We start from the raw sequence: 23,513 nt of genomic DNA, 5'->3' as shown, positions 1-23,513 counted from the left end.
CTCGACCGACCCATCAATCAGATGGAGTCGGTCGAGCCGGGATCGAGAACCTGCTCCAGCGGTAGCTGAGCATGCACGTTGACGCTGCCCTGGGCGGCGAAGATCACCAAATGGTCTGCCGCCACGCGAATGCCGACTGCGTCGCCCAACGCGTGGTCAGCGTGACTCGGAAAGATCGCCTCCAGCACGCTTCCGGTGGGCAACTGAAGCCGGTATAGCGTGGCGGCGCCAAGGAACGTCTTGGCGACCACAGTCCCGCGCAGGGTGCTGTCCTCATCACCGACGATATCGTCTGGCCGCAACAGGACGTCAACTGCGCTGCCAGCAGGCAGTTGGTAGGCGCGGTTGCCACGGATGATGCCCAGTTCGGTCTGAACGGTATCCGGTGTCAGCAGCTGCCCGCGAATGAAATAGCCCTGTCCGATGAAACTGGCCACGAATGGTGTGATCGGTTCATGGTAAAGATTGTATGGTGTATCCCATTGCTGCAGGCGACCGTCCTTGAGCACGCCAACGTGATCGGAAACGGAAAACGCCTCGTTCTGGTCATGGGTGACGAGCAGGGCGCTGGTGCCGCGTTGCTTGAGTATGTCCCGTACTTCGCTGGACAGCCGTCTGCGTAGCTCACCATCGAGGTTGGAAAAGGGTTCGTCGAGCAGCAGCAGTTTGGGGTCGGGTGCCAGAGCGCGGGCGAGCGCGACGCGCTGCTGCTGACCGCCTGACAGTTCGTGCGGATAACGCTTGCCGAAGTGCGAGAGTTTGACCATCTCGAGGAGTTCCTGCACCACCCGCTTGCGAGCTGGATCGCGATGGATTCCGAATGCGATATTGTCCTGAACCGAAAGGTGCGGGAACAGCGCGTAATCCTGGAACACCATGCCGATGCGGCGCTGCTCCGGGGGGAGCCGACGGGCGGGGGACGAAATGACCTCGCCATCCAGACGGATCTCGCCGTCGCTGATCGGCTCGAAGCCGGCGATTGCACGCAATGTCGTGGTCTTGCCGCAGCCCGAGGGACCGAGCAGGCAGCCGATGTCGCCGGCGCGCAAGTGAATGTTCAGATCGGAAACGACCTTGTGCCCGTCGTACCCGCACCCCAGGCGATTGAGCTCGAGGATGATGCCGTTATCGGCCATGCACGCTTCCGTTAATCGACGAGGAGGAATTCCACCAGAGCCTTCTGCGCATGCAGCCGGTTTTCCGCCTGGTCCCAGACAACGCAGCGGGGATCGTTCATCACGTCAGCGTCGACTTCCTCGCCCCGGTGTGCAGGCAGGCAGTGCATGAACAGTACCGATTCGTCTGCGGCGTCGAGCAGTTCAGGTGTGACCTGGTAGGGCTTGAAGCGCTTGAGGCGTGCTTCGGCTTCGTCTTCCTGGCCCATCGATGCCCACACGTCGGTATTGACCAGATGCGCACCAGCCACCGCTTCGCGCGGGTCCCGTGTGATAGTCACGCGATCGCCGGCCTGATCGAGAAACTTATGGTCCGGCTCGTAACCCTCGGGGCAGGCTACACGCAGCTGGAAGTCGAACTGGACCGCAGCCTGGACGAAGGTATTGCACATGTTGTTGCCATCACCGACCCATGCCACTGTCTTGCCCTGGATCGAACCACGCTGTTCGAGGAACGTCTGCATGTCGGCCAGCAGCTGGCAGGGATGCAGGTCATCGCTCAGGCCATTGATTACCGGGACCTGGGAGTAGCTGGCGAAGGTTTCCAAGGTCTCATGGGCGAAGGTGCGGATCATCATCGCATCGCACATGCTCGAGAGCACCCGTGCGCAATCATCGACCGGTTCGCCACGACCAAGTTGGGTATCGCGCGGCGACAGGAAGATCGCCTGCCCGCCAAGCTGAATCATGCCGGCTTCGAAGGAAACGCGGGTACGGGTCGAGGCCTTTTCGAAGATCATCCCGAGCACGCGGTTTTTCAGCGGCTCGTAAACGACGCCCTGGCGATGCAGAGATTTGAGCTCGATGCCCCGCTTGAGCAGGCTGGTCAGCTCCGTAGGGGAGCAGTCCATCAACGAAAGGAAATGCCGTACAGTCATGATGCTACCTGGTTACTTCGGTCGGCTGACGACCGGAAACAGTGAGCCGTACCGTGGCCTGACGGCCCGGTGAGGCTTGTCCGAAAAAAGAGAAGGCCCGATCTTATCGGTAAAATCCGGCAAAAGGCAAATGCTTGCCAAGTATTGTCGGAAGCTAGTCCGAGCGGGCCTCAGGCGAGGGGTGGCGACCGACCATCGGTTTTCCGCTCCAGCGACGCAAAAGCAGCAGCGCCATGGGGTCACAGTAGAGCGGGTGGCAGCATAGCCCCGACCTTTGTTGTACACTATCGGCTTTTTGCAGGCTCCGTTCCGGGCCTGCCGGACCGCGTCTTTACGAGGAGTGTCATGGATATCATCGATACCATCAAAGAACAGATCGCCAACAACCCGGTGCTGATCTACATGAAAGGCGCCCCGAATGCTCCGCAGTGCGGTTTTTCTGCGCGTGCTGTTCAGGCGTTGATGGCAAGCGGCGAAAAGTTCGCCTATGTGGACATTCTGCAAAACCCGGACATCCGCACCAATCTGCCCAAGTACGCGAACTGGCCGACCTTTCCGCAGCTGTGGATCAACGGCGAACTGGTAGGCGGCAGCGACATCATCCTCGAACTCCACGAGTCGGGTGAGCTGCAGACCATGATCAAGTCGGCGACTGCCACCGAACAGTAATCCGGCTTGAATAAAACCGCGCCAGAGTGATCCGGCGCGGTTTTTTATTGCCTGCCTGATGGCTCCTGTCCGTTCGAACTGGTCAGTCGAACAGCCCTTCGAACGGATAGAAGTCGAGCAGTTGACCGGCCTCGACAATCGAGCCAGCCGGGATCAGCGCCAAGCCGTCGGCCTGGCTGGCAGTGCTCAGCATGCCGGAGCTCTGGCTACCGCACAGCTGCAAACGCCCTTCGCCAACTCGTACGCGGGCATATTCATCGCGTCCGCCCGGTTTGTCCCAAGTGAAATCCGCAGCGATCGGCAACGCCAGCGGCGTGGTGCGTTTGACCCCCATTCTGCTTAACAGATACGGCTTGACCAGTAGTACGAAGGTCACCAGTGAGGCGGCCGGATTACCCGGCAGGCCGAGCACCGGTTTGTCAGCGATCTGCCCCAGGGTAAAGGGCTTGCCCGGCTTGATCGCCAGCTTCCACAAATCGACCTGTCCCTCGTCCCGCAACACCTGGCCGAGGTAGTCCGCTTCGCCGACCGACACACCGCCGGACGTAATGATCACGTCGACATCGCTAGCCAGCTGCTCCAGGCACTCACGGGTTTGCTGCGCGTCGTCCGGAAGAATCCCCGCATCGATGACATCCTGGCCGAGCCGCTGCAGAGCCGCGCGGATGGTAAAACGGTTGCTGTTATATATTTGTCCCGGACCCAGAGGTTGGTCCGGCTCGACCAGTTCGTTACCGGTCGACAGCACAGCCACCCGCAAGGGGCGACAAACCTTCACCCGGGCCATGCCGACCGATGCGATTAGGCCGAGATCCTGAGGTCGCAGGACGTGTCCAGCGCCGAGTACTACCGAGCCCGCGGTCAGATCCTGCCCGCGCGGTCGAACGTTCTGGCCCGGGCGCAGGGCCTGGGCGAACCTCGCTGTGCCGTCTTCTTCGCGGATATTCTCTTGCATCTCGACACAGTCGGCGCCGGCCGGAAGCGGGGCACCGGTGAAGATGCGTGCGCATGTGCCTGGTTGCAGCGGCTCTGGCGCCATGCCGGCAGTGATCCGTTGGCTGATAGGCAGCCCGCTGTCGATGGCTCGCGGGAGGTCGCGCGTGTGCAGTGCGTAACCGTCCATGGCGCTGTTGTCCCAGGGCGGCACATCGGCACTGGCAATAACCGGGTCGGCGAGTACGCGTCCCAGTGCAGCGGCCAACTCGACAGTCTCGCAAGGGCGTGGCGGTTCGCCAGCGGCGCTATGCAGCAGCTTGCGCAATGCTTCGGATACCGGCATCAGGCTCATGAGCGGGTCTCGCAGGCAGGTGCCGGGGCGATGTGCTGCACGAAGTTGCATGGGCGGGTGCGGCTATCGAGCTGCTCCTTGAGGATGCGATTCCAGGCGGTGCGGCAGGCACCGGTCGAGCCTGGCATGCAGACCACCAGCGTGCGGTTGGCCAGGCCTGCGAGCGCTCGCGACTGCAACGTGGACGTGCCGATCTCCTCCCAGGAGACATGGCGGAACAACTCGCCGAAACCATCGACGGTCTTGTCCAGTAGCGGGGCTATCGCTTCGGGCGTGCTATCGCGACCGGTGAAGCCAGTGCCGCCGGTGATCAGTATCACCTGTACGTCGGAATCGGCGATCCAGGCCGATACCACGGCGCGGATTCGATAGATGTCGTCAGGTTCCAGTTGCCTGTCCACGACTCGATGCTCGGCCTCGCTGATGCTGTCGACCAGCAGTTGACCGGAGGTATCGGTGTCTCGAGTGCGCGTATCGCTGACCGTAAGAACGGCGATGTTGAGAGGCGAAAAGTCGCCGGTATTGTGGGCCATCGAGTGGATCCTTTGGCTGCAGAAAGCAGGCAGTGTTATAACACAATGGCCAGCGCGAACCGGAGGACGCAATGACCGAGATAGACAGCTTCACGCTCAGTGCCGTGCTGCTTGCTGGCGGCCAGGGCAGTCGGCTCGGCGGGCGCGACAAGGGACTCATGAACTGGCAGGGCCGGCCCGTAGCGGAACAACTTGTTCTGCGCTTGCGGCATGTGGCTTATCCGGTAGTGATCAGCTGCAATCGTAACGAACATCAGTATAGACAGTGGGGGGACGCCCTGGTGAACGATGCCGATCCCGGGTTCCCCGGTCCCCTCGCAGGCATCGTCAGTGCATTGGCGACCTGCCAGACGAGTCATCTGCTGGTGATTCCCTGTGACGTCCCACAACTACCAGTCGAGCTGCTGAAAGAACTGGTGGCCCGGGCGCGCTCCCAGCCCGAGCGGGTCTGGTTGATAAGGGCGGGGGAGAGCTGGCAACCTTTGATCAGCGTCATTCCCATCGCGTCGCAAGCGTCGCTGGCCGCAGCCTGGGCGAATGGTCAGCGTAGTCCTTTGCGCTGGATGTTGAGCGAGGCGCACGGCGTACTCCAGCTTCCTCCGGACGACCCCCGACTTCATAACGCCAATACACCAGGCGACTGGCCTGCCGAGACGCATACCGGGTCGTGAAGCCGCAGGGTTGCGCAAGGTCCCTGGACCGGCCTCGTTTAACTCCGCGGAAACCCGAAGATTTTTGAAGCAGACCCTTGTGCTGATCGGTCTTTTCGGTAAAATGCCGCCTCACCACGGAGCGTAGCGCAGCCTGGTAGCGCGTCTCGTTCGGGACGAGAAGGTCGCTGGTTCGATTCCAGTCGCTCCGACCACATTCCCGGGTGCTGTCCTTTCAGCAAGCCGAAAAAAAGCCCGCCAAATGCGGGCTTTTTCGTTTCTGCATTCTGCATTTCTGGTGCTACTGGCTACGCCGAAGTGCAGTGCTCAGTCTGACCATGTCCAGCACCGCGTCGGCCAGTGAACCGGCCTGGGCCGCCAGGTCCACGTGGCCCGGGCACATCAGCCACTGGTCGATGGTGCCCACGATGAAGCTGTGTACGCAGCGCGCCGCCAACGGCACATCGAGATCGGCCGGCAACTGCTGCCTGCTGATGGCATTGGTCAACCCTGCGGCGATGTTGTCGTCGCAGCTCCGACGAAACAACACCATGCGTTTGCGCAGGTCGCACATCTCGTCGGTGTACTCGCACTTGTGCAAAAGAATCTCGTTGATCCGGCGGATATCCGAGTCGGTGGCCACGCCGCGAAAGATCTCGATGATCAGGTCGCGCATGCGCGCCAGCGGGTCCACCTCGTTCCTGTTCAGACTGGCTTCTTCCAGTGGCTGCAACGGCATTGTGGCGCGCTCGAGCAAGGCCTCGAGCAGTTCGGATTTGTCCTGGAAGTGCCAGTAGATGGCGCCACGGGTGACGCCGGCGGCGCTGGCTATATCAGCCAGTGAAGTGCGGGACAGCCCCTTGTTGTGAAAGCACTTCTCCGCTGCGTCGATGATCTGGCTGCGAGTCGCCAGTGCCTCTTCTTTGGTACGTCTAACCATGGGTGTGCTCTTTACGTTTTTATGACGCAAGCGTACGAGCCATAGCGTCCGGTGGGAAGTCCGGATCATACCCTGACACTTTGTCATTTACAAACATGCATGAACGTAAGTATATTTGGCGCATCGTCGGCCGCTGATGGCCGGGACCGTTCAAATGCATGAGGTGTTTATGTCGCCGATCTTCGCTCGGACTGCGCTCGTTCCGCTTTTCGTTTCCGCTGCCCTGGGGCTGGGCGGCTGCCGGAGTGAGGCGAGTCCTCCGGCGGCAGAGCAAGGCCCGCCAGTGGTGGGCGTGGTGACCCTGCAAGCCGAACCTTTCACCATGACCAGCGAGCTCCCGGGCCGCACCGCGGCGTACCGCGTCGCCGAGGTCCGCCCACAGGTGAACGGCATCATCCAGAAGCGACTTTTCCGTGAAGGCAGCGACGTAGCCGCCGGGCAACAGCTGTATCAGGTCGATGACGCCGTCTATCAATCAGCGCTGAAAAGTGCCCAGGCACAGCAGCTGTCGAGCAAGTCGCTGGCCGATCGCTATGAGCTGTTGATCAAGGAACAGGCAGTCAGCCGCCAGGCCTATGACGAAGCCCGGGCTGCGAAACTGCAGGCCGAGGCAAGTCTTGAGCGGGCACAGATCGACCTGCGCTACACCAGAGTACTTGCTCCGATTTCCGGCCGGATTGGCCGGTCTGCCGCGAGCGAAGGATCGCTAGCCAGCATCGGTCAGGCGACCGCCATGGCAACCATCCAGCAAATTGACCCGATCTACGTTGACGTGACACAGCCGGCTCGTGACCTGCTCGCCCTGCGTCGTGACCTCAATGAAGGACGGCTGCAACGCGCGGGCGACAACGCCGCTCGGGTTACGCTGGAGCTGGAAGACGGGAGTGCCTACGGTCATGCCGGGGAGCTTGAGTTTTCTGAAGTATCGGTCGATGCCGGTACGGGGTCAGTGGTGCTACGCGCGGTATTCCCCAATCCCGACCGCGTGCTGATGCCGGGCATGTTCGTCCGTGCGCAGCTGGTGGCCGGCACGCGAGACGAGGCCATTCTGGCGCCGCAGCAGGGGATTACGCGCACGCCTCGTGGCACCGCGACGGCGCTGGTGGTGAATCAGGACGATGTGGTCGAACTGCGGCAGGTGACCGTTGACCGCACCGTGGGTAGTCGCTGGCTGGTCAGCGAAGGCCTGCAGGCTGGTGATCGGCTGGTCACCGAGGGTCTGCAGTTCGTTCAGCCAGGCACCCAGGTGAAAGCGGTACCCGCACAGAACGTAACCGCCGCGGCGCCCACTGCCGCGAAGGAAGGTTGATTCCATGTCACGATTCTTCATTGACCGACCGGTATTCGCCTGGGTTATCGCCCTGGTGATCATGCTCGTAGGCGGCCTTTCGCTGCTCAAGCTTCCGGTCAACCAGTATCCCAGCATCGCGCCCCCGGCTATCGGCATTTCGGTCAATTACCCTGGCGCTTCGGCGCAGACGGTGCAGGACACGGTCGTGCAGGTGATCGAGCAGCAACTCAACGGTATCGACGGCTTGCGCTACGTCACCTCGGAGAGCAACGCTGACGGCAGCATGAGCATCACCGTGACCTTCAACCAGGGGGTCGATCCGGATATCGCCCAAGTTCAGGTGCAGAACAAGTTGCAGCTGGCTACGCCGTTGTTACCGCAGGAGGTCCAGCAGCAGGGTATCCGGGTGACCAAGGCCGTGCGCAACTTCCTGATGGTGATCGGTGTGGTATCGACCGACGGCAGTATGAACCGGGACGACCTCGCCGACTACATCGTATCCAACATCCAAGACCCGCTCTCGCGAACCAGTGGGGTGGGCGATTTCCAGGTATTCGGCGCTCCCTATGCGATGCGTGTCTGGCTGGACCCAGCTAAGCTGAACGACTTTCAGCTCACCCCGGTTGATGTCAGTGATGCTATCCGGGCGCAGAACGTGCAGATTTCGTCCGGCCAGCTTGGGGGGCTGCCGGCGCTGCCGGGCCAGCAGCTCAGCGCGACGATCAATGGGAAGACACGGCTGCAGACCCCGGAGCAGTTCAGCGCCATCCTGCTGAAAGTCAATCCTGATGGCTCGCAGGTGCGTCTCGGGGACGTCGCGCAGGTCGAGCTGGGCGCTCAGTCGGCGAGTATCTCCGCGCAGTACAACGGCATGCCGGCTTCCGGTATCGCAGTGAAGCTGGCCACAGGAGCCAATGCGCTGAAGACCGCCGAGGCCGTCAAGGAGACCATTTCCCGTCTCGAGCCCTTCTTTCCGGCGGGCATGGAGGTGGTTTATCCCTACGAGACAGCCCCGGTGGTCTCGGCCTCGATCGAGGGTGTAGTGCACACACTGCTGGAGGCAGTGGTGCTGGTGTTCCTGGTGATGTATCTGTTCCTGCAGAACTTCCGCGCTACGCTTATCCCGACCTTGGCGGTGCCGGTCGTGCTGCTCGGCACCTTTGGTGTGCTGGCCGCCTTTGGCTTCACCATCAATATCCTGACCATGTTCGCCATGGTGCTGGCGATCGGCTTGCTGGTCGACGACGCCATCGTCGTGGTGGAGAACGTCGAGCGGGTAATGGTCGAAGAAGGCCTGTCACCACTCGAGGCGACCCGCAAGTCGATGGGACAGATCCAGGGAGCGCTCGTCGGGATCGGCTTGGTCCTCTCCGCCGTGTTCGTTCCGATGGCCTTCTTTGGCGGCTCGACCGGGGTCATCTACAAGCAGTTTGCGATCACCATCGCCTCGGCCATGGCCCTGTCGGTGCTCGTTGCTCTGGTGTTCACGCCCGCGCTGTGCGCGACCATTCTCAAGCCGATCGCCAAGGGTGATCATCACGAAAAGCGTGGTTTTTTCGGCTGGTTCAACCGTACGTTCAATCGTGGTGTGTCGCGTTACGAAAGCGGCGTGGCAGGCATGCTCAAGCGCAAGACGCCGTTCGTGTTGCTGTATCTGGTTATCGTCGCGGTCATGGTCGTGCTGTTCACGCGCATTCCTTCGGCGTTCCTGCCGGGCGAGGACCAGGGCGTGCTGTTCGCGCAGGTGCAGACACCGGCTGGTTCGACTGCGGAGCGCACGCAGCGAGTGGTCGATGCGATGCGCGTCTATCTGCTTGAAGAAGAAGGGGACGTGGTCAATTCGGTATTTACCGTTACCGGCTTCAACTTCGCCGGTCGGGGACAGAATTCCGGTATGGCCTTCATCGGCCTCAAGCCGTGGGACGAGCGTCCGGACCCGGAGCAGAGCGTGTTTGCGCTCGCTGAGCGTGCGCAAGGCTACTTCGATACCTTACGCGACGCCCGCGTCATGGCTTTCGCGCCGCCTGCGGTGATGGAACTGGGTAATGCGTCCGGCTTCAACCTGTATCTGCAGGACAATGCCGGCATCGGGCACGATGCGCTGATGGCCGCGCGGAACCAGTTCCTCGGCATGGCTGCGCAGCACCCGGCGCTGACCGCGGTGCGGCCCAACGGATTGGACGACGAGCCGCAGTATCAGCTGTTGATCGACGACGAGCGTGCGCGCGTTCTCGGTGTTTCGTTGAGCGACGTGAACCAGACTCAATCGATTGCCTGGGGCTCGGCGTACGTGAACGATTTCATCGATCGAGGCCGCGTCAAGCGGGTGTATCTGCAAGGCGCAGCCAGCGCGAGGATGAACCCTGAAGATCTGGACAAGTGGTTCGTACGTAACGACCAGGGCGAGATGGTGCCGATGACGGCGTTTGCTTCCGGCGAATGGGTATATGGCTCGCCAAAGCTGTCCCGTTTCAACGGTCTGCCATCGATGGAGATCATGGGTGAGCCGGCGCCAGGTTTCAGCACCGGTGATGCCATGGCTGCTGTGGAGGAACTAGCTGCGCAACTGCCCCCAGGCGTAGGGGTCGCCTGGACGGGGTTGTCCTTCGAAGAGCGTCTCTCGGGCGACCAGGCGCCGATGCTCTATGCGTTGTCGCTGCTGGTGGTCTTCCTCTGCCTTGCGGCGCTGTACGAGAGTTGGTCGATTCCGCTGGTGGTCATGCTGGTCGTGCCGCTTGGGGTGATCGGCGCGCTGCTCGCTACGCTGGGGCGCGGGTTGTCCAACGACGTGTTCTTCCAGGTGGGTCTGCTGACCACGGTTGGCCTGACGGCGAAGAATGCGATTCTGATCGTCGAGTTCGCCAAGGATCTGCACGAGCAAGGCATGAGTCTGTTTGATGCCGCGGTGCAAGCCTGCCGCATGCGGCTGCGCCCGATCGTGATGACTTCACTGGCGTTCACATTGGGGGTAGTGCCGCTTGCCCTGGCCAGTGGTGCAGGCGCCGGCAGCTCGCACGCCATCGGTACAGGCGTGATTGGCGGCATGATCACCGCAACCGTGCTCGCCATCTTCTGGGTGCCGTTGTTCTTCGTGATGGTCTCATCGGTGTTCGGCAGCAAGAAAAAGAAGGCCGCCGCGATTCTGCCTGCCGAACCGATGGAGGGCGCGCTATGAAACACAGCATGTTGGCGCTGACTGTGCTGGCGCTGGTCAGCGGCTGTTCGCTGGCTCCGCAATACCAGCAACCAGCTGCACCGGTAGCAGTTGCCTGGCCGGGACCTGCCGGTTCGGTTGACGCGAACCGATTGCCGATCGAACTGCAATGGCAGACCTTTTTTGCCGATCCGGTTCTGCGCGAGCTGATCGAAGTTGCCTTGCAAAACAACCGAGACCTGCGTGTCGCTGCATTGAATGCCGAGGCCACTCGCGCGCTGTATCGCGTTCAGCGCAGCGCCGCGGCGCCGCAGCTGAGTGCAGACGCTGCAGGCAGCCGCAGCCGGACGCCGGCCGCGCTTAACCCGGCAGGCGGGGCAGCGGAATCCAGCCAATACAGCGCAACTCTTGGAATAAGCTGGGAAGTGGATCTGTTTGGCCGGTTGGCGAGTCTTAGCGAGCAGGCTTTGCAGGAATATCTTGCCAGCGATGCCGCCCGGCGCAGCGTGCAGATCAGCTTGATTGCCGGTGTTGCCAACAGCTGGCTGACGCTGCAGGCGGACCAGGCACTGCTGTACGTCACGCGGGAGACCCTGGAGACCTATGAGAAGAGCCTCGGTATTACGCAGCGCAGCTTCGATGCCGGAGTCGCCTCGACTCTGGAGCTGACCCAGGCCCGCATTGCTGTGGAGACGGCGCGCAGCAGTCTGGCGTATTACACGCGTCTGGTCTCGCAGGACCGCAATGCCCTGGTGCGCCTGTTGGGCGAGGATCTGCCAGCGCGAGCCATGGTGTCACGAGTGCTGAACGAGCCATTGCTGGCCAATCTGCCGGTTGGTCTGCCTTCCGAACTGCTGGCCAATCGTCCGGACGTGCTCGAGGCCGAACACCAATTGCGCGCGGCGAACGCCAGCATTGGCGCAGCAAGGGCAGCATTCTTTCCGAGCATCGGCTTGACGGGTGCTGCCGGAAGCGCGAGCACCGATCTGTCAGGCTTGTTCGATGGCGGCTCCGGTTACTGGAGTTTTTCTCCCAGCATCAGCCTGCCAGTGTTTTCGGCCGGTCGGTTGTCCGCCAGCCTGGACGCGGCTGAGATCCGCAAGGACATGCGCATCGCGGCCTACGAAGGAGCCATTCAGACCGCGTTTCAGGAAGTCGCCGACGGTCTGGCCGCGCGCGAGACATACGTGCAGCAGGTCCAGGCGCAGGGCGACCTGCTGGCCACCAGTGAAAACTACTACCGCATCGCCGAGCGACGCTATCGCGCGGGCGTCGACAGCTATCTGGTGTTGCTCGACGCGCAGCGGCAATTGTTCGGCGCCCAGCAGCAGCTCATTGTCGACCGGCTCAGCCAGCTGACCAGCGAAGTCACCCTGTTCAAGGCTCTGGGCGGCGGATGGCAGGGTAGTGAGACAGTGCAGGCCAAGCGCTGATCAGGCTCGCCGTTGCGTTGCAGGCTGGTCGGCGGGTACGCTCAGGTGAATGACGACGGGCGCAAACGGGGTACAGCGTGAAAGGCATGATCGATCTGAGCCGTCCTGGCACGCGCTGGTTGTTGGTGGCGGTAATCGCGCTATGCGTTGCCCTGTCCTGGCTCGGCGTGCTCGATAGCGAGTCTTCGGAATACGTCGATGGCTCATTGCTCCAGGCCGGTTTGGCCTTTGCCACCGCGCGCGGTCTGAATGCGCTGATATCCGTCATGCAGTCGACCACGTTGAGCTTCAGTCTGTTTGCCGGCGTGCAGGTGACGCTGGGCGAGCTGCTCGATCCGTTCAACGATCTGATCGAGCAGTATTCCACGGTGATGAAGCTGGCCGTCGGATCGCTGGTGATTCAGAAGGTCCTTCTGGATATCGTCTCCGACGCGCTGTTCAAGATTCTGCTGAGCGTGTCCGCAGGATTGCTGGTCGTCAGCATTCTGCTGCGCTTGGCAGGCTGGACCAACTGGCTGATGAAGGCGTTCGCGTTGCTGATGTTTCTGCGCTTCGCCCTGGTTCTGGCGGTCGCACTCAACGGTCTGGTCGACCGGGTCTACATAGCCGAACAGACTCGTGCCGAACTGGCGGTGCTGGGCTCGGTCTCCACCGAGATAGAGTTGATCGACCAGCCAGGCGTCGGCGCAGCGGATACCGGACTGCGGGCGAAAATGGCCCGGCTCGGCGATCCGCAGGCCTACAGGGAAATGCAGCAGACCCTCGAAGAGCTATCGATGAACGTCGTCACCGTCATGGCGCTGTTCGTGCTTCGAACCATGGTTCTGCCGCTGCTGTTTCTGTATCTCCTGAGCCGCGCAGCCAAGTGGATCTGGCGGCTCGAAGCAGTCGCTTCTGATGCGCCACCGAGCTCTTTTTCAACCGGAATCGAACCGCGGCACGATTAGTCCCGTACTCGTCTGACTGCGTCGACCCAGCCCTGATACAAGGCTTCACGCTTGGGTTCCGGCATGACCGGATCGAAGCTACGCTCGCGCTCCCAGCGCTGAGTAATGGCTTCCAGGGAATCGAAGATTCCCACTTGCAGCCCGGCAAGGTAGGCGACGCCCAAAGCAGTGGTTTCGGTGATCCGGGGCCGGTCCACCTGCACACCGAGAATATTAGCCAAAGACTGCACCACCCAGTTGTTCACCACCATGCCGCCGTCCACCCGCAGGGCGGCGGTGCTATTGCCCCCGTCGCTGGTCATGGCATCAAGCAGATCGCGGGTCTGGAAACATACCGACTGCAGCCCGGCAGTAACGATTTCACCGATTCCGGTGTCGCGCGTCAGACCAAAAATGGCGCCGCGCGCCTTTGGGTCCCAGTAAGGTGCCCCGAGCCCGGTGAACGCGGGCACCAGATAGACGCCGCATTGTTCGCCTGTCTGCTCGGCCAGTGCCTCGGTCTCGCCGGCATGCTGGATCAGCTTGAGACCGTCACGCAGCCACTGTATCGCCGCGCCGGCCACGAAGATGCTGCCTTCCAGTGCGTAGGTCGGCTTGCCATTCAGCCGGTAGCCGACAGTGGTCAGCAGCCGATTGCTTGAACTCACTGGAGCATCGCCGGTATTCATGATCATGAAACAACCGGTGCCGTAGGTGCTTTTGACCATGCCCGGCTTGAAGCAGACCTGCCCCACCAGTGCTGCCTGCTGATCACCGGCCATGGCGGCTACCGGAATCGGGCCGCCGAGCAGTTCCGGATCGGTGGTGCCGAAGTCAGCGGCACAATCCATGATCTCCGGGAGCACGCCGCGTGGGATGTCCAGCAGGGCGAGCATGTCATCGTCCCAGTCCTGGGTATGAATATTGAAGAGCAACGTGCGTGAAGCATTGGTCGCGTCGGTGCGATGCACCTTGCCACCAGTCAGGCGCCACAGCAGGAAGGTATCCACGGTGCCGAAGCGCAGTTCGCCACGCTCGGCCCGTTCCCGCGCGCCTTCGACATTGTCCAGCAGCCAGCGCAGTTTGGTGCCGGAGAAATAGGGATCGATCAGCAGCCCGGTGCGTTCGGTTACCCTGGACTCGTGACCGGCTTCCCTGAGCTCCTTGCAGAACTCCGCGGTGCGCCGGTCCTGCCAGACGATGGCGCGGTGGACCAGTTCGCCGCTGCTCGCGTCCCAGAGCAGCGTTGTCTCGCGCTGGTTGGTTATGCCGATAGCAGTAATATCTGACGCGTTCAGTCTGGCTTGCTCGAGCGCCTGTCGACACACTGCAAGCGTGCTATTCCAGATTTCTTCACCGTCGTGCTCGACCCAGCCATCGTGCGGAAAGTATTGCGGGAATTCCGCCTGGGCACTGGCCATCGGCTGCGCCTGGTCGTCGAAAACGATCGCCCGGCTACTCGTAGTACCCTGATCGATGGCAAGGATGTGGCGTTTCATTGCGATGACGTCCTCTTATTATTGTGCTGCGCTTACTCACTTCGACCAATATCGGCCAACTTGCCCTGTGTCTGTTTGGCCAGATCAGTCGGGGCCAGTTCAATCTCGAGCCCGCGTCGGCCGCCACTGACGAAAATTGTCTCGAATATCCCGGCACTTTCGTCCAGGTAGGTACGCAAGCGTTTCTTCTGGCCCAGCGGACTGATGCCACCCACCAGATAGCCCGTGCTGCGCTGTGCTGCCGCGGGATCGGCCATGGCAGCCTTCTTCACGCCGGCGGCGCTGGCCAGGTTTTTCAGGTTTAGTTTGCCATTGACCGGCACGATGGCGACCAGCAATTCGCCGGTTTCGCTCGCAGCGAGCAGCGTCTTGAAAACCTGAGCGGCGTCGAGTCCAAGCTTGTCGGCGGCCTCGGTGCCATAGGATTCGGCTTTCGGATCATGCTCGTAGCGGTGCAGGCGGTAGGAGACTTTGGCCTGGTCAAGCTGCTTGGTCGCCGGCGTCATGGAATGCTCTCTTTCGATGTACCCGCTGAATTCTCGCTGTCGATCTATGATCTAATCAAGTCAGATTGCCATGCCAGGGGGAGAGGCCACGTGCTTGAAGCGCATCCGAAGGAGGCTGGACGGGAGACCGTTGCGGAGCAGGACACTGTATACGATATTCTGGTGATCGGCGGCGGCGTGAATGGCGTCGGCATTGCCAACGACGCGGCCGGTCGCGGATTGAAGGTGTTGTTGTGCGAGCAGCATGACCTTGCCGCGCATACCTCTTCGGCCAGCAGCAAGCTGATTCACGGCGGTCTGCGTTATCTGGAGCATTACGAGTTCCGTCTGGTCCGCGAAGCGTTGGGCGAGCGCGAAGTGCTGCTGGAAAAAGCGCCGCATATCATCTGGCCGTTGCGTTTCGTGCTCCCGCACCGGCCTCACCTGCGGCCCCGGTGGATGCTTCGTGCCGGGCTGTTTCTCTATGATCACCTCGGCAAACGCACCACGCTGCCTGGCTCGCAGGCGCTGGAATTGAACGGCCAAGGCCCGCTGCAGGCCTCGATCAGGCATGCCTTCGAATACTCGGACTGCTGGGTCGACGATGCCCGGCTGGTGGTCCTCAATGCCATGCAGGCGCGTTCGTTAGGCGCCGACATACATTTGCGTACGCGCTGCACCAAAGCGCGCCGGCAGGGCGGCATATGGCATGTCGACCTTCAGGACACTACCGACACCACGACAACCGTGCGAGCCCGTGCCCTGGTGAATGCTTCCGGCCCCTGGGCAGCGAGAGTCATTGAGCGGGTAGCCGACGCTCGCTCTCCGCACGGCGTCCGACTGGTACAGGGTTCGCATATCGTCGTCCCGCGGATATGCTCGGGAGAAGGCGCGTACATTCTGCAGAACAGTGACAATCGCATCGTTTTTGTCCTGCCATACGAGCAACAGTTTTCACTGATCGGCACAACGGATCGCGAGTATCAGGGCGAGCCTTCTGAGGTTCGGCCGAGCAAGGAAGAAGAGGCGTATCTAATCGCTGTGGTGAACGAGCATTTCAAGCGTCAGTTGCGCACCGAAGACATCTGTCATCGCTATGCCGGAGTGCGCCCACTAGTGGATGACGAAGATGCCAACCCCTCCGCGGTCACCCGGGATTACACCCTCACGGTTCAGGATTCGGAAGGCCAGGCTCCGCTATTGAGTGTTTTCGGCGGGAAGCTGACCACGTATCGTCGGCTTGCCGAATCGGCGCTGGAACGGCTCAAGCCATGGTTCACAAACATGGGGCCGTCCTGGACTGGCCGACATGCGCTTCCGGGCGGTAGCTTCGAGTCACCCGGACTGCTGGTGGAGAGCCTGGCAGGGCAATATCCGTGGCTGGACAAGGAACAGCTGAGCCGCTATGTCCGCAGCTACGGCACGTTGTGCCAGGCGTTCCTGCGAGGGTGCAGCGGGCCGGATGACCTGGGCGAGGCGTTTGGTGGCGGGCTTACCGAGCGCGAGGTGAAATATCTTCGTGAACGTGAGTGGGCGGTGACCAGCGAAGATATTCTATGGCGGCGTAGCAAGCTCGGGCTGCATCTCAATGCTGCTCAGCAAACACGGCTGGCCGAATACCTCGGCGAGTGCCAGTCGGTGCGTAGCGTCGAATAAACGGGACATGGCGAAAAACCGAGCCTCGAAGATTGCCAGCGCCTGGCGTAGGCCAGGCGCTGGTGACGTCTGTCAGTCTGCGATATGCACCACCAGCTTGCCGAAGTTGCGGCCCTCGAGCAGACCCATGAAAGCCTGCGGTGCGTTCTCGAGTCCTTCGACGACATCTTCCTTGACCTTCACCTTGCCAGCGTCGACCCAGGGCGTCATGACTTCGAGAAACTCCGGATAACGCGGCCCGTAATTATCGAAGATAATGAATCCCTGCATGCGGATGCGCTGGCTCAGCAACAAGCGCATCAGCAACGGCATACGGTCCGGCCCGTTCGGCAGGGAGGTCGCGTTGTATTGCGATATGAGGCCGCATACCGGCACGCGTGCATGCGCATTGAGCAACGGCATGACGGCATCGAAGACCTTGCCGCCGACGTTTTCAAAGTAGACATCGATTCCGTCGGGGCAGGCAGCGGCGAGCCGTTCGGCAAGGTCGTCGCGCTTGTGGTCAAGACAGGCATCGAAGCCAAGCTCAGCTTCTGCGTACCCGCACTTCTCGGCCCCGCCGGCGATGCCCACCACGCGGCACCCCTGCAGCTTCGCTACCTGGCCAACCACCGCGCCCACCGGGCCCGTAGCAGCAGCCACCACTACGGTTTCGCCGGCCTTCGGCTGGCCGATATCCATCAGGCCCATATAACCCGTGAAACCGGGCATGCCCAGCACGCCCACTGCCTGGGACGGGCGCTTCATGTCGGGGTTCTGCTTGAACACCATGCTGCCGTCGGACAGGGTGTAATCCTGCCAGCCGCCGGTGTAGGCCATGACCAGATCGCCTGGCTGATAACCCTCCAGATTGGATTCCATGACCCGCGCCACCGTGCCGGCAGTCATCACACCACCGACCGGTACCGGTTCGGCATAGGACTTGGCATCGCTCATGCGGCCGCGCATGTAGGGGTCGAGGGACATCCACAGGTTGCGTAGCAACATCTGGCCGGGGCCCGGTTTGGGCACCTCGGATTCGACGATCTTGAAATTGGCTTCGGTAGGCGCTCCGACCGGGCGCGAGGCAAGCAGAATCTGTCGGTTGATGTGGGCTGATTGCGGCATTGAGGGGCTCCTGGCGTCGATGGTCCGGGAGTCAGCATGGTAGCGACCCAGTCACCGGTCAAGCTGACTGGGCACGGCTGATGGGGGGCTATTGATCAGGCGGAGATCACATCGCCCATGGGGTGGGCCTGCATCCAGGCCTTGACGAAGTCGCTGGCTCGGCCGCTGCGATGGGGGTAGGCTAGTTGCCAGATTCGCGCCAGAGTGCCGATGCTCGCACCTGTCCCAAGCCGCACCCCTTGCGTCTCGTAGACGAGCCAAGCCATCGCCGTTGCGTAGGCAAGGTTGAAGCCGAGCTCAGCGTGCGGATCGCGAAGGAAGCAGCGCTGGCTGGCGAGTCCGCGTAGCAGGCTGGCCTTGTCAGGATGGTGGGCGAGGTGCTCGTCCCATAATCGGGTATGCAGGGCTTCGCTGATGGCGTACGGACCGAGCCCCTGTCGGGGCTGGCGTGCTTGCGGTAAGCCGCCGAGGCATAGCAGCGTGCCGAGCAGCAACCTTTCGGCATCGTCGGACTCTACGCCGAGGTAAGTCAGAGTCGGCCGTATGACGCCCAGCCTGAGAGCATGGGGCTGGACCAGCCCGGCAAGCCCGGAGGGCGCCGTCGGAGGGGATCGTTCAAGGTCAGCAACATCGGAAGGTGCAAGGGTGATGGCACTCGCTGTCACGATAACATCCTGAGCTTGGAAGCGTTATGTGAAGCATAGCGCTAAAGTGGAAAACTAAAACCCTGTTTTTAAAACGTTTACCGTGCGTGTTTCGCTGGGATATTACCCGCGGATATAACAAAAAAAAGATGGTGGCACATGCAAGACCATAGCAAAGCGCCGCAGCCTGAGAGCTTCGACGAGCCCGCGCTCCTGGCGCAGCAGCGCGGGTTTGGCAGGCTGCGTTTCGAACCCTCCCTCGAACCGGGTTTCCTTCGCTACATGCATCAGCGGATGGCCGACCGGTCTCGATTGGTCGCGTTCATCGCTGCTTTCTTCATGCTGCTGTTTGCCTTGATCGACCTGCGCTACCTGCCACCGGAGCTGACCCGCTACAGCGTTCCTGCTCGGCTGGTCGCCCTGATACTCATATGTGGCACAGTCTGGTATGCGGGAAGACCACACAAAGTGCCGGCGCGGCGAGCGTTCATATCGGCGACCTTCTCGTATATCTGTTCCGGTCTCCTCGTCGGAGTAGTCATCGCCGGTACGCGCTTGACCGACATGCGTGTACCGGTGACGCATGATGGACTCTATTTGGTATTGCTGTCGGGTTTTTTTCTGGTGGGGCTGCCGACGCGACACGCGGTCGTCGGTTCCTGGTTGATCGTGGCAGGTTACCTGATAGCCGAGCAGGCGGTTGGCTCGCCGCGAATACAGATCATCGCCAGTGGCCTGTTTCTCGGTTCCTTCGCCATGATTGGCAGCTTCGGTGCGTACATTTACGAACACATGATGCGCGGTGCTTATCTCAATGAGTGTTTGCTGAAAGCGGCAAGGATCCGTGCCGAGCGTGAAAGCCAGGGCAAAACCCGCTTTCTGGCCACCGCCAGTCATGACCTGCGTCAGCCGTTGCATGCCATGTCATTGTTCATTCAGCACCTCGACGAGCGGGTGACTGACCGGGAGGCGCGGCATACGGTCCGCAGGCTGGCCGACTCGACGCACCTGCTCCAGGCGATGCTCAATTCGCTGCTGGATATCTCCCGACTGAGCGTCGGCATGGTCAGGCCGCAGCTACGCCCGATAAACCTTTTGCCATGGCTGCAAAGCATGATCGACAGCGTCGAAGCCTCCGCGCGGGAGCGAGGAATTCGCCTGCACCTCATCTGCCCGCGCTACAGCGCCGTGTACAGCGATCCGCTGCTCCTCGAACGCCTGATTCGAAACTATGTGAACAATGCATTGATGCACTCCGGAGCGAGCGAAGTTCGAATCGAAGTCACCCGTCTGGGGCAGCGTACCCGCCTGGCTGTGGTCGACAATGGCTGCGGCTTGAGCAAGGAAGAGCAGGAACGCATCTTCGAGGAGTTCACTCAGTTGCGGAACCCGGCCCGTACCCTTGACAAGGGGGTTGGCCTTGGCCTTTCCATCTGCCGTCAGTTGTTGCATTTGCTGGAATATCCCTCCGGCGTGCAGTCCTCACCGGGGCAGGGCGCGCGGTTCTGGATCGAAGTGCCTCCGGCGGATTGGACGGATGCATCCCGCGCAGCCGTGCCGCAGTCCGGCGAGTTGTTGCGTGGCAGGATCGCGATAGTGGAAAACGACCAGATCAGTCGAGAGGCGACCGAAACATTGCTTCGGCACTGGGGTTGCCAGGTGACCAGTTATTCCTCGCCGGAGGCCGCATTTGACGGGATAGAGGAGGCCGCCCCGGATCTGCTTCTGAGCGATTATCGCCTGGAGGGCTCGATGGATGGCCTGGATCTGATTCGGGCGCTACGTGAGCGTCGCTCGTTCGCTGGCCCAGTGGTACTGGTTACCGCCGACACCAGCGAAGAACTGCTCGAAGCAGCTCGCCTGGCTGACGTGGCGGTGGTTTACAAACCGGTATTGCCGGCGCGGTTGCGCCGAACGTTGCAGAAGCTGATGGCGGAGCTGGTCAGAAGCTGATCAGGCCGAGCTTGCGGGCGTTACTGACGCACTCGGTACGGTTGTGGCAGTTCACGGCGGCGAACAGGGCCTTGAGATGGGTTTTTACCGTGTCCTCCGATAAAGAAAGGCGCTGACAGATGACCTTGTTCGGCAGCCCTTCGGCAAGCAGATCGAGTATCTCCAGCTGACGTGGCGTGACGCCCATTTCCTTGGCGCTGCTCTGTCGATCAAGGGGGGATCCTTCGCTGGCGATCACTACCTGTTCACCGAACAACAGTCGGGTGGCCGCTTCCAGCAGCATCTGCCCGTCAGCGGTCTTGCTGATAAAGCCCGCCGCGCCGAGTTGTAGAGCCGCATCCATGTCGCTGGGGCTGGTGCTCCCTGTCAGGATGGCGATCGGTACCAGCGAGTCGATCGCGCGCAGTTTCTGGAGCAGCGCGAGTCCACTGCTGTCGGGCAGGTGCAGGTCCAGCAGGATGAGATCAAAGGTATGTCGCGCTACCAGCGCCTCGGCCTCAGCGGCATTGTGCGCGTGATCAAGTGTGATCTGCTTGCACAGGTTGGACAGGGTAAGGCTGAGCCCGTCCAGGTAGATCTGGTGGTCGTCGATGAGTAACAACCGGGTGTCCGGCGGTAGGGTCAGGATCGGCATGCCTGGTGACCTCGAGCAAATGCCTCCGCACAGCGAAGTGCCAGTCGCGGAGAGCTGCTTTTTTGTTATGTCGCGCGATGATATGCCAAGCGCTTAAACCTTTCTAGCAAGTCGATCACAGATGCCGGCGCATGTACCGGATAAGCCCCAGATTGATTGCCAGGATGACAACCCCGGCGGCAACGACAGCGGGCCATCGGCCTGCCTGCCAGAAGATTTCCAGGTAATAAATGCCCAGCGCGGCGCCGAAGTAATACGAAACGGAGTACAACGACGCTGCGCTGGCCTTCGCGGCCCCCGCTTTCTGATTGACCCAGGTGTTGGCAAGCGAATGAGTCAGGAAAAAACCGAATGCGTTCAACAGCAAACCGGCGATGATCAACCACAGCGAGGTGCCGAGGGTCATCAAACTGCCGATGATCAGCAGCGCCACGCCTGCCGCCATGCCGCGGATGATGTTGGGAAAGGGCACACGGCCCGACAGAGTTGCCGAAAAGGTGCCGGCGAGGTAGGTCAGGAACAGTAGGCCAAGCCAACCCGAGCCAAGCGACCAGGGCGGCCCGCTCAGTCTGAAGGTAAGGTAGGTGTACAGGTTCAGAAAAATCATGAAGTTGAGCCCGCCGAGGGCGAACGCAGGCAGCAGCGCCGGGTTGCGCATATGCATGGCGAAGCCCTGAACGCTGCCTGCCAGCGACAGCGGCCCGGGCGAGAAATCCCTTTCCTTTGGTAACAGCCGGGCAACGATTATCAGCCCCAGCAGACCGGCGCTGCCCATGCAGACAAATACCGTGCTGAGGCTGAAGTGATCGCCGATGAAGCCGCCGAGCAGGCGACCACCGGAGCCGCCCAGCGTGTTCCCGCTGATATACAGGCCGACCGCACCGACCAGCGCTGCTCGCGTCATGGTGTCGCCAAGGTATGCGATGGCTACTGCCGGTAGCACGCCGAGTGCGAAACCCAGCGCGGCGCGCAAGGCGATCAGCGTTGCGAAATCCTCGACGAAGGCCATCGCCAACGTCAGTAGGCTGGTTCCGGCAAGACCGATCAGCAGCGGCAGCTTCCGTCCGACGGCATCTGAAACGGGACCGTGAATGAGCAGCGAGAGCCCGAGGGTAAAACTCGTTACGGTGAAGGCGCTACCGGCCTGCAGTTCGCTGACGCCGAATTCGCTGGCGATCTGCGGAAGAAGCGGATGGATGGCGTAGAGATTGGCAAAGATGACCAGCGAGGCGACGACCAATGCGAGGCAGGCTCTGCGGTAATCTGCCGAGCCTGCCTCGATACGTGTGCAGCTACTCGTTTTCTTCAAAGGCGCACAGAGTGAATACCGGGATATCGGCGTCCTGCATCTTTCGTGAGCCGCCCAGATCCGGCAGATCGATGATCGCCGCGGCTTCGTACACTTCGGCACCCATCTGCTTGATCAGGCTTGCAGCAGCGAGGAAGGTGCCGCCGGTGGCGATGAGGTCGTCGAGCAGCAGTACCTGATCGCCCTCGCCAAGGGCTCCCTTGTGGACCTCCAAATGCGCTTCGCCGTACTCGGTTTCGTAGGCTTCGCAGAGGGTTTCGGCGGGCAGCTTGCCGACCTTGCGAAACAGCACCAGCGGCTTGTTCAGTTCGTATGCGAGCACCGCACCGAGCAGGAAGCCGCGGGCATCGATTGCGCCAATGTGAGTGACCGGCGATTCAACGTAGCGCTGAATCAGACTGTCGGCGACCATGCGCATCGCTCGCGGCGAGTGGTAAAGCGGTGTGATGTCGCGAAAGACGATACCCGGCTTGGGAAAATCCGGTACCGGACGGATCAGAGACTTGATGGTGTACTCATCGAAAATCATGTGCGGGCTCTTGGTCTTATTCGCCCTGGCCGCCAGCCAGTGCGCAAAGTTGTGTGTGGTCGAGCAATTCGATCTGCTTGCCTTCCGCTGCGATCAGACCCTGTTGCTGAAACCGGGTGAACACGCGCGATACCGTTTCGACAGCCAGTCCGAGGTAATTGCCGATTTCATTACGTGACATCGCCAGGCGAAATGCCTTGGCCGAGTAGCCGCGGGCGCGAAAGCGTGCCGACAGGTTGATCAGCAGGGTGGCGATGCGCTCGTCTGCGGTCTTCTTCGAAAGCAGGAGCATCATCTGCTGATCGTCGCGGATTTCCCGGCTCATCAGGCGCATCAATTGCTTACGCAGTTGCGGCGTGGTTGCGGTCAGATCATCCAGTCGTTCGAATGGAATCTCGCACACCGAGGTAGTTTCCAGCGCCACGGCCGAGACCGGGTAGGCATTGTCATCCATGCCTGACAGGCCGATCAACTCGCTGGCCAGATGAAAGCCGGTGATCTGCTCTTCGCCCGAATCCGACAGACTGAACGTCTTGACTGCGCCGGAACGCAGGGCGTAGATCGATGCAAAGGGATCCCCCTGACGAAACAGCATGTCACCCTTTTTCAAGGGGCGGCCACGCTTGACGATGTCGTCGAGCGCATCCATCTCCTCGGCTTGCAGCGCCAGGGGCAGGCACATGCTCGATAGTGAGCAATCCTTGCAATGCGCCTCGGGAAGCGCGCGAAGTTTGATGGCATCGTTCATGGGAGAAAGCGT

At 61.3% G+C, this 23,513-nt stretch carries 21 protein-coding genes and 1 tRNA gene; 9 read left to right on the top strand and 13 right to left on the bottom strand.

The window, feature by feature from the left end; translation table 11 throughout:
• Positions 1–17: 17 nt before the first annotated feature.
• The gene (locus tag BLT85_RS09060) at positions 18–1,136 is read right to left on the bottom strand and encodes an ABC transporter ATP-binding protein (protein ID WP_093393531.1); all 1,119 of its coding nucleotides are present in this window, start codon (positions 1,134–1,136) and stop codon (positions 18–20) included.
• Positions 1,137–1,147: 11 nt separating this feature from the next.
• On the bottom strand, positions 1,148–2,053 hold the full coding sequence (gene argF, locus BLT85_RS09055) for an ornithine carbamoyltransferase (RefSeq protein WP_093393528.1): 906 nt from the start codon (positions 2,051–2,053) through the stop codon (positions 1,148–1,150).
• A 345-nt stretch (positions 2,054–2,398) separates the two neighbouring features.
• Between argF and grxD the strand changes: the two genes are divergently transcribed.
• On the top strand, positions 2,399–2,722 hold the full coding sequence (gene grxD, locus BLT85_RS09050; protein WP_093393525.1) for a Grx4 family monothiol glutaredoxin: 324 nt from the start codon (positions 2,399–2,401) through the stop codon (positions 2,720–2,722).
• An 82-nt stretch (positions 2,723–2,804) separates the two neighbouring features.
• Here the strand turns inward: grxD and BLT85_RS09045 are convergent, their stop codons facing one another.
• Complete coding sequence (locus tag BLT85_RS09045) at positions 2,805–4,010, bottom strand: molybdopterin molybdotransferase MoeA (RefSeq protein ID WP_231701454.1); 1,206 nt, start codon at positions 4,008–4,010, stop codon at positions 2,805–2,807.
• A complete protein-coding gene (moaB, locus tag BLT85_RS09040; protein ID WP_093393522.1) occupies positions 4,007–4,543 on the bottom strand; it encodes a molybdenum cofactor biosynthesis protein B in 537 nt (178 codons plus the stop codon). Before moaB ends, BLT85_RS09045 begins: the two co-directional genes overlap by 4 nt.
• Positions 4,544–4,614: 71 nt before the next feature.
• Between moaB and mobA the strand changes: the two genes are divergently transcribed.
• Both mobA and BLT85_RS09030 read left to right on the top strand, forming a co-directional pair.
• Entirely contained in the window at positions 4,615–5,214 is a 600-nt protein-coding gene (gene mobA, locus BLT85_RS09035) for a molybdenum cofactor guanylyltransferase MobA (protein WP_093393519.1), read from the top strand.
• A 117-nt stretch (positions 5,215–5,331) separates the two neighbouring features.
• Positions 5,332–5,408: transfer RNA gene (locus BLT85_RS09030), tRNA-Pro, on the top strand.
• An 86-nt stretch (positions 5,409–5,494) separates the two neighbouring features.
• Here BLT85_RS09030 and BLT85_RS09025 read toward each other — a convergent pair.
• Complete coding sequence (locus BLT85_RS09025; RefSeq protein ID WP_093393516.1) at positions 5,495–6,133, bottom strand: TetR family transcriptional regulator; 639 nt, start codon at positions 6,131–6,133, stop codon at positions 5,495–5,497.
• Between the two features lie 169 nt (positions 6,134–6,302).
• On the opposite strand from BLT85_RS09025, the gene BLT85_RS09020 reads away from it, so the two are divergent.
• The 4 genes from BLT85_RS09020 to BLT85_RS09005 all read left to right on the top strand — a co-directional run bounded on the left by BLT85_RS09020 (position 6,303) and on the right by BLT85_RS09005 (position 12,958).
• On the top strand, positions 6,303–7,442 hold the full coding sequence (locus BLT85_RS09020) for an efflux RND transporter periplasmic adaptor subunit (protein ID WP_093397578.1): 1,140 nt from the start codon (positions 6,303–6,305) through the stop codon (positions 7,440–7,442).
• A gap of 4 nt (positions 7,443–7,446) precedes the next feature.
• The gene (locus tag BLT85_RS09015; RefSeq protein WP_093393512.1) at positions 7,447–10,599 is read left to right on the top strand and encodes an efflux RND transporter permease subunit; all 3,153 of its coding nucleotides are present in this window, start codon (positions 7,447–7,449) and stop codon (positions 10,597–10,599) included.
• Positions 10,596–12,011 carry an efflux transporter outer membrane subunit gene (locus BLT85_RS09010; RefSeq protein ID WP_093393506.1) on the top strand — a complete coding sequence of 472 codons (1,416 nt, stop codon included), beginning with the start codon at positions 10,596–10,598 and terminating at the stop codon, positions 12,009–12,011. The genes BLT85_RS09015 and BLT85_RS09010 overlap by 4 nt, the downstream gene beginning before the upstream one ends.
• Positions 12,012–12,088: 77 nt before the next feature.
• Positions 12,089–12,958, top strand: a complete 870-nt coding sequence (locus tag BLT85_RS09005) for a hypothetical protein (RefSeq protein WP_157718158.1) — start codon at positions 12,089–12,091, stop codon at positions 12,956–12,958.
• Here the strand turns inward: BLT85_RS09005 and glpK are convergent.
• Positions 12,955–14,436, bottom strand: a complete 1,482-nt coding sequence (glpK, locus tag BLT85_RS09000; RefSeq protein ID WP_093393500.1) for a glycerol kinase GlpK — start codon at positions 14,434–14,436, stop codon at positions 12,955–12,957. The two genes, BLT85_RS09005 and glpK, sit on opposite strands and share 4 nt — an antisense overlap.
• 32 nt (positions 14,437–14,468) lie before the next feature.
• A complete protein-coding gene (gene ybaK / locus BLT85_RS08995) occupies positions 14,469–14,942 on the bottom strand; it encodes a Cys-tRNA(Pro) deacylase (RefSeq protein ID WP_093393497.1) in 474 nt (157 codons plus the stop codon).
• Positions 14,943–15,032: 90 nt separating this feature from the next.
• Here ybaK and glpD point away from each other — a divergent pair, with 90 nt between their 5' ends.
• Positions 15,033–16,577, top strand: a complete 1,545-nt coding sequence (gene glpD, locus BLT85_RS08990; protein ID WP_231701453.1) for a glycerol-3-phosphate dehydrogenase — start codon at positions 15,033–15,035, stop codon at positions 16,575–16,577.
• Between the two features lie 72 nt (positions 16,578–16,649).
• On the opposite strand, the gene BLT85_RS08985 is transcribed toward glpD, so the two are convergent.
• Both BLT85_RS08985 and BLT85_RS08980 read right to left on the bottom strand, forming a co-directional pair.
• A complete protein-coding gene (locus BLT85_RS08985) occupies positions 16,650–17,684 on the bottom strand; it encodes an NADP-dependent oxidoreductase (protein WP_093393491.1) in 1,035 nt (344 codons plus the stop codon).
• A 95-nt stretch (positions 17,685–17,779) separates the two neighbouring features.
• Positions 17,780–18,349: a hypothetical protein gene (locus tag BLT85_RS08980; protein ID WP_231701452.1), complete on the bottom strand. Its 570-nt coding sequence runs from the start codon at positions 18,347–18,349 to the stop codon at positions 17,780–17,782.
• Between the two features lie 138 nt (positions 18,350–18,487).
• Between BLT85_RS08980 and BLT85_RS08975 the strand changes: the two genes are divergently transcribed.
• On the top strand, positions 18,488–20,281 hold the full coding sequence (locus BLT85_RS08975) for a hybrid sensor histidine kinase/response regulator (protein WP_093393488.1): 1,794 nt from the start codon (positions 18,488–18,490) through the stop codon (positions 20,279–20,281).
• Here the strand turns inward: BLT85_RS08975 and BLT85_RS08970 are convergent.
• From BLT85_RS08970 to fnr, 4 genes are all read right to left on the bottom strand, one after another.
• Entirely contained in the window at positions 20,271–20,915 is a 645-nt protein-coding gene (locus BLT85_RS08970) for a response regulator (RefSeq protein WP_093393485.1), read from the bottom strand. The genes BLT85_RS08975 and BLT85_RS08970 overlap by 11 nt on opposite strands.
• A 115-nt stretch (positions 20,916–21,030) precedes the next feature.
• The gene (locus BLT85_RS08965; protein ID WP_197673840.1) at positions 21,031–22,224 is read right to left on the bottom strand and encodes an MFS transporter; all 1,194 of its coding nucleotides are present in this window, start codon (positions 22,222–22,224) and stop codon (positions 21,031–21,033) included.
• Positions 22,208–22,753, bottom strand: a complete 546-nt coding sequence (locus BLT85_RS08960) for an adenine phosphoribosyltransferase (RefSeq protein WP_093393482.1) — start codon at positions 22,751–22,753, stop codon at positions 22,208–22,210. The genes BLT85_RS08965 and BLT85_RS08960 overlap by 17 nt, the downstream gene beginning before the upstream one ends.
• A 16-nt stretch (positions 22,754–22,769) precedes the next feature.
• Entirely contained in the window at positions 22,770–23,501 is a 732-nt protein-coding gene (fnr, locus tag BLT85_RS08955; RefSeq protein WP_093393479.1) for a fumarate/nitrate reduction transcriptional regulator Fnr, read from the bottom strand.
• Between the last annotated feature and the right edge of the window lie 12 nt (positions 23,502–23,513).

The organism is Halopseudomonas xinjiangensis (assembly GCF_900104945.1).
GTDB classification, from domain to species: Bacteria; Pseudomonadota; Gammaproteobacteria; order Pseudomonadales; family Pseudomonadaceae; genus Halopseudomonas; species Halopseudomonas xinjiangensis.
This window is presented reverse-complemented; position numbering and strand designations above follow the sequence as displayed.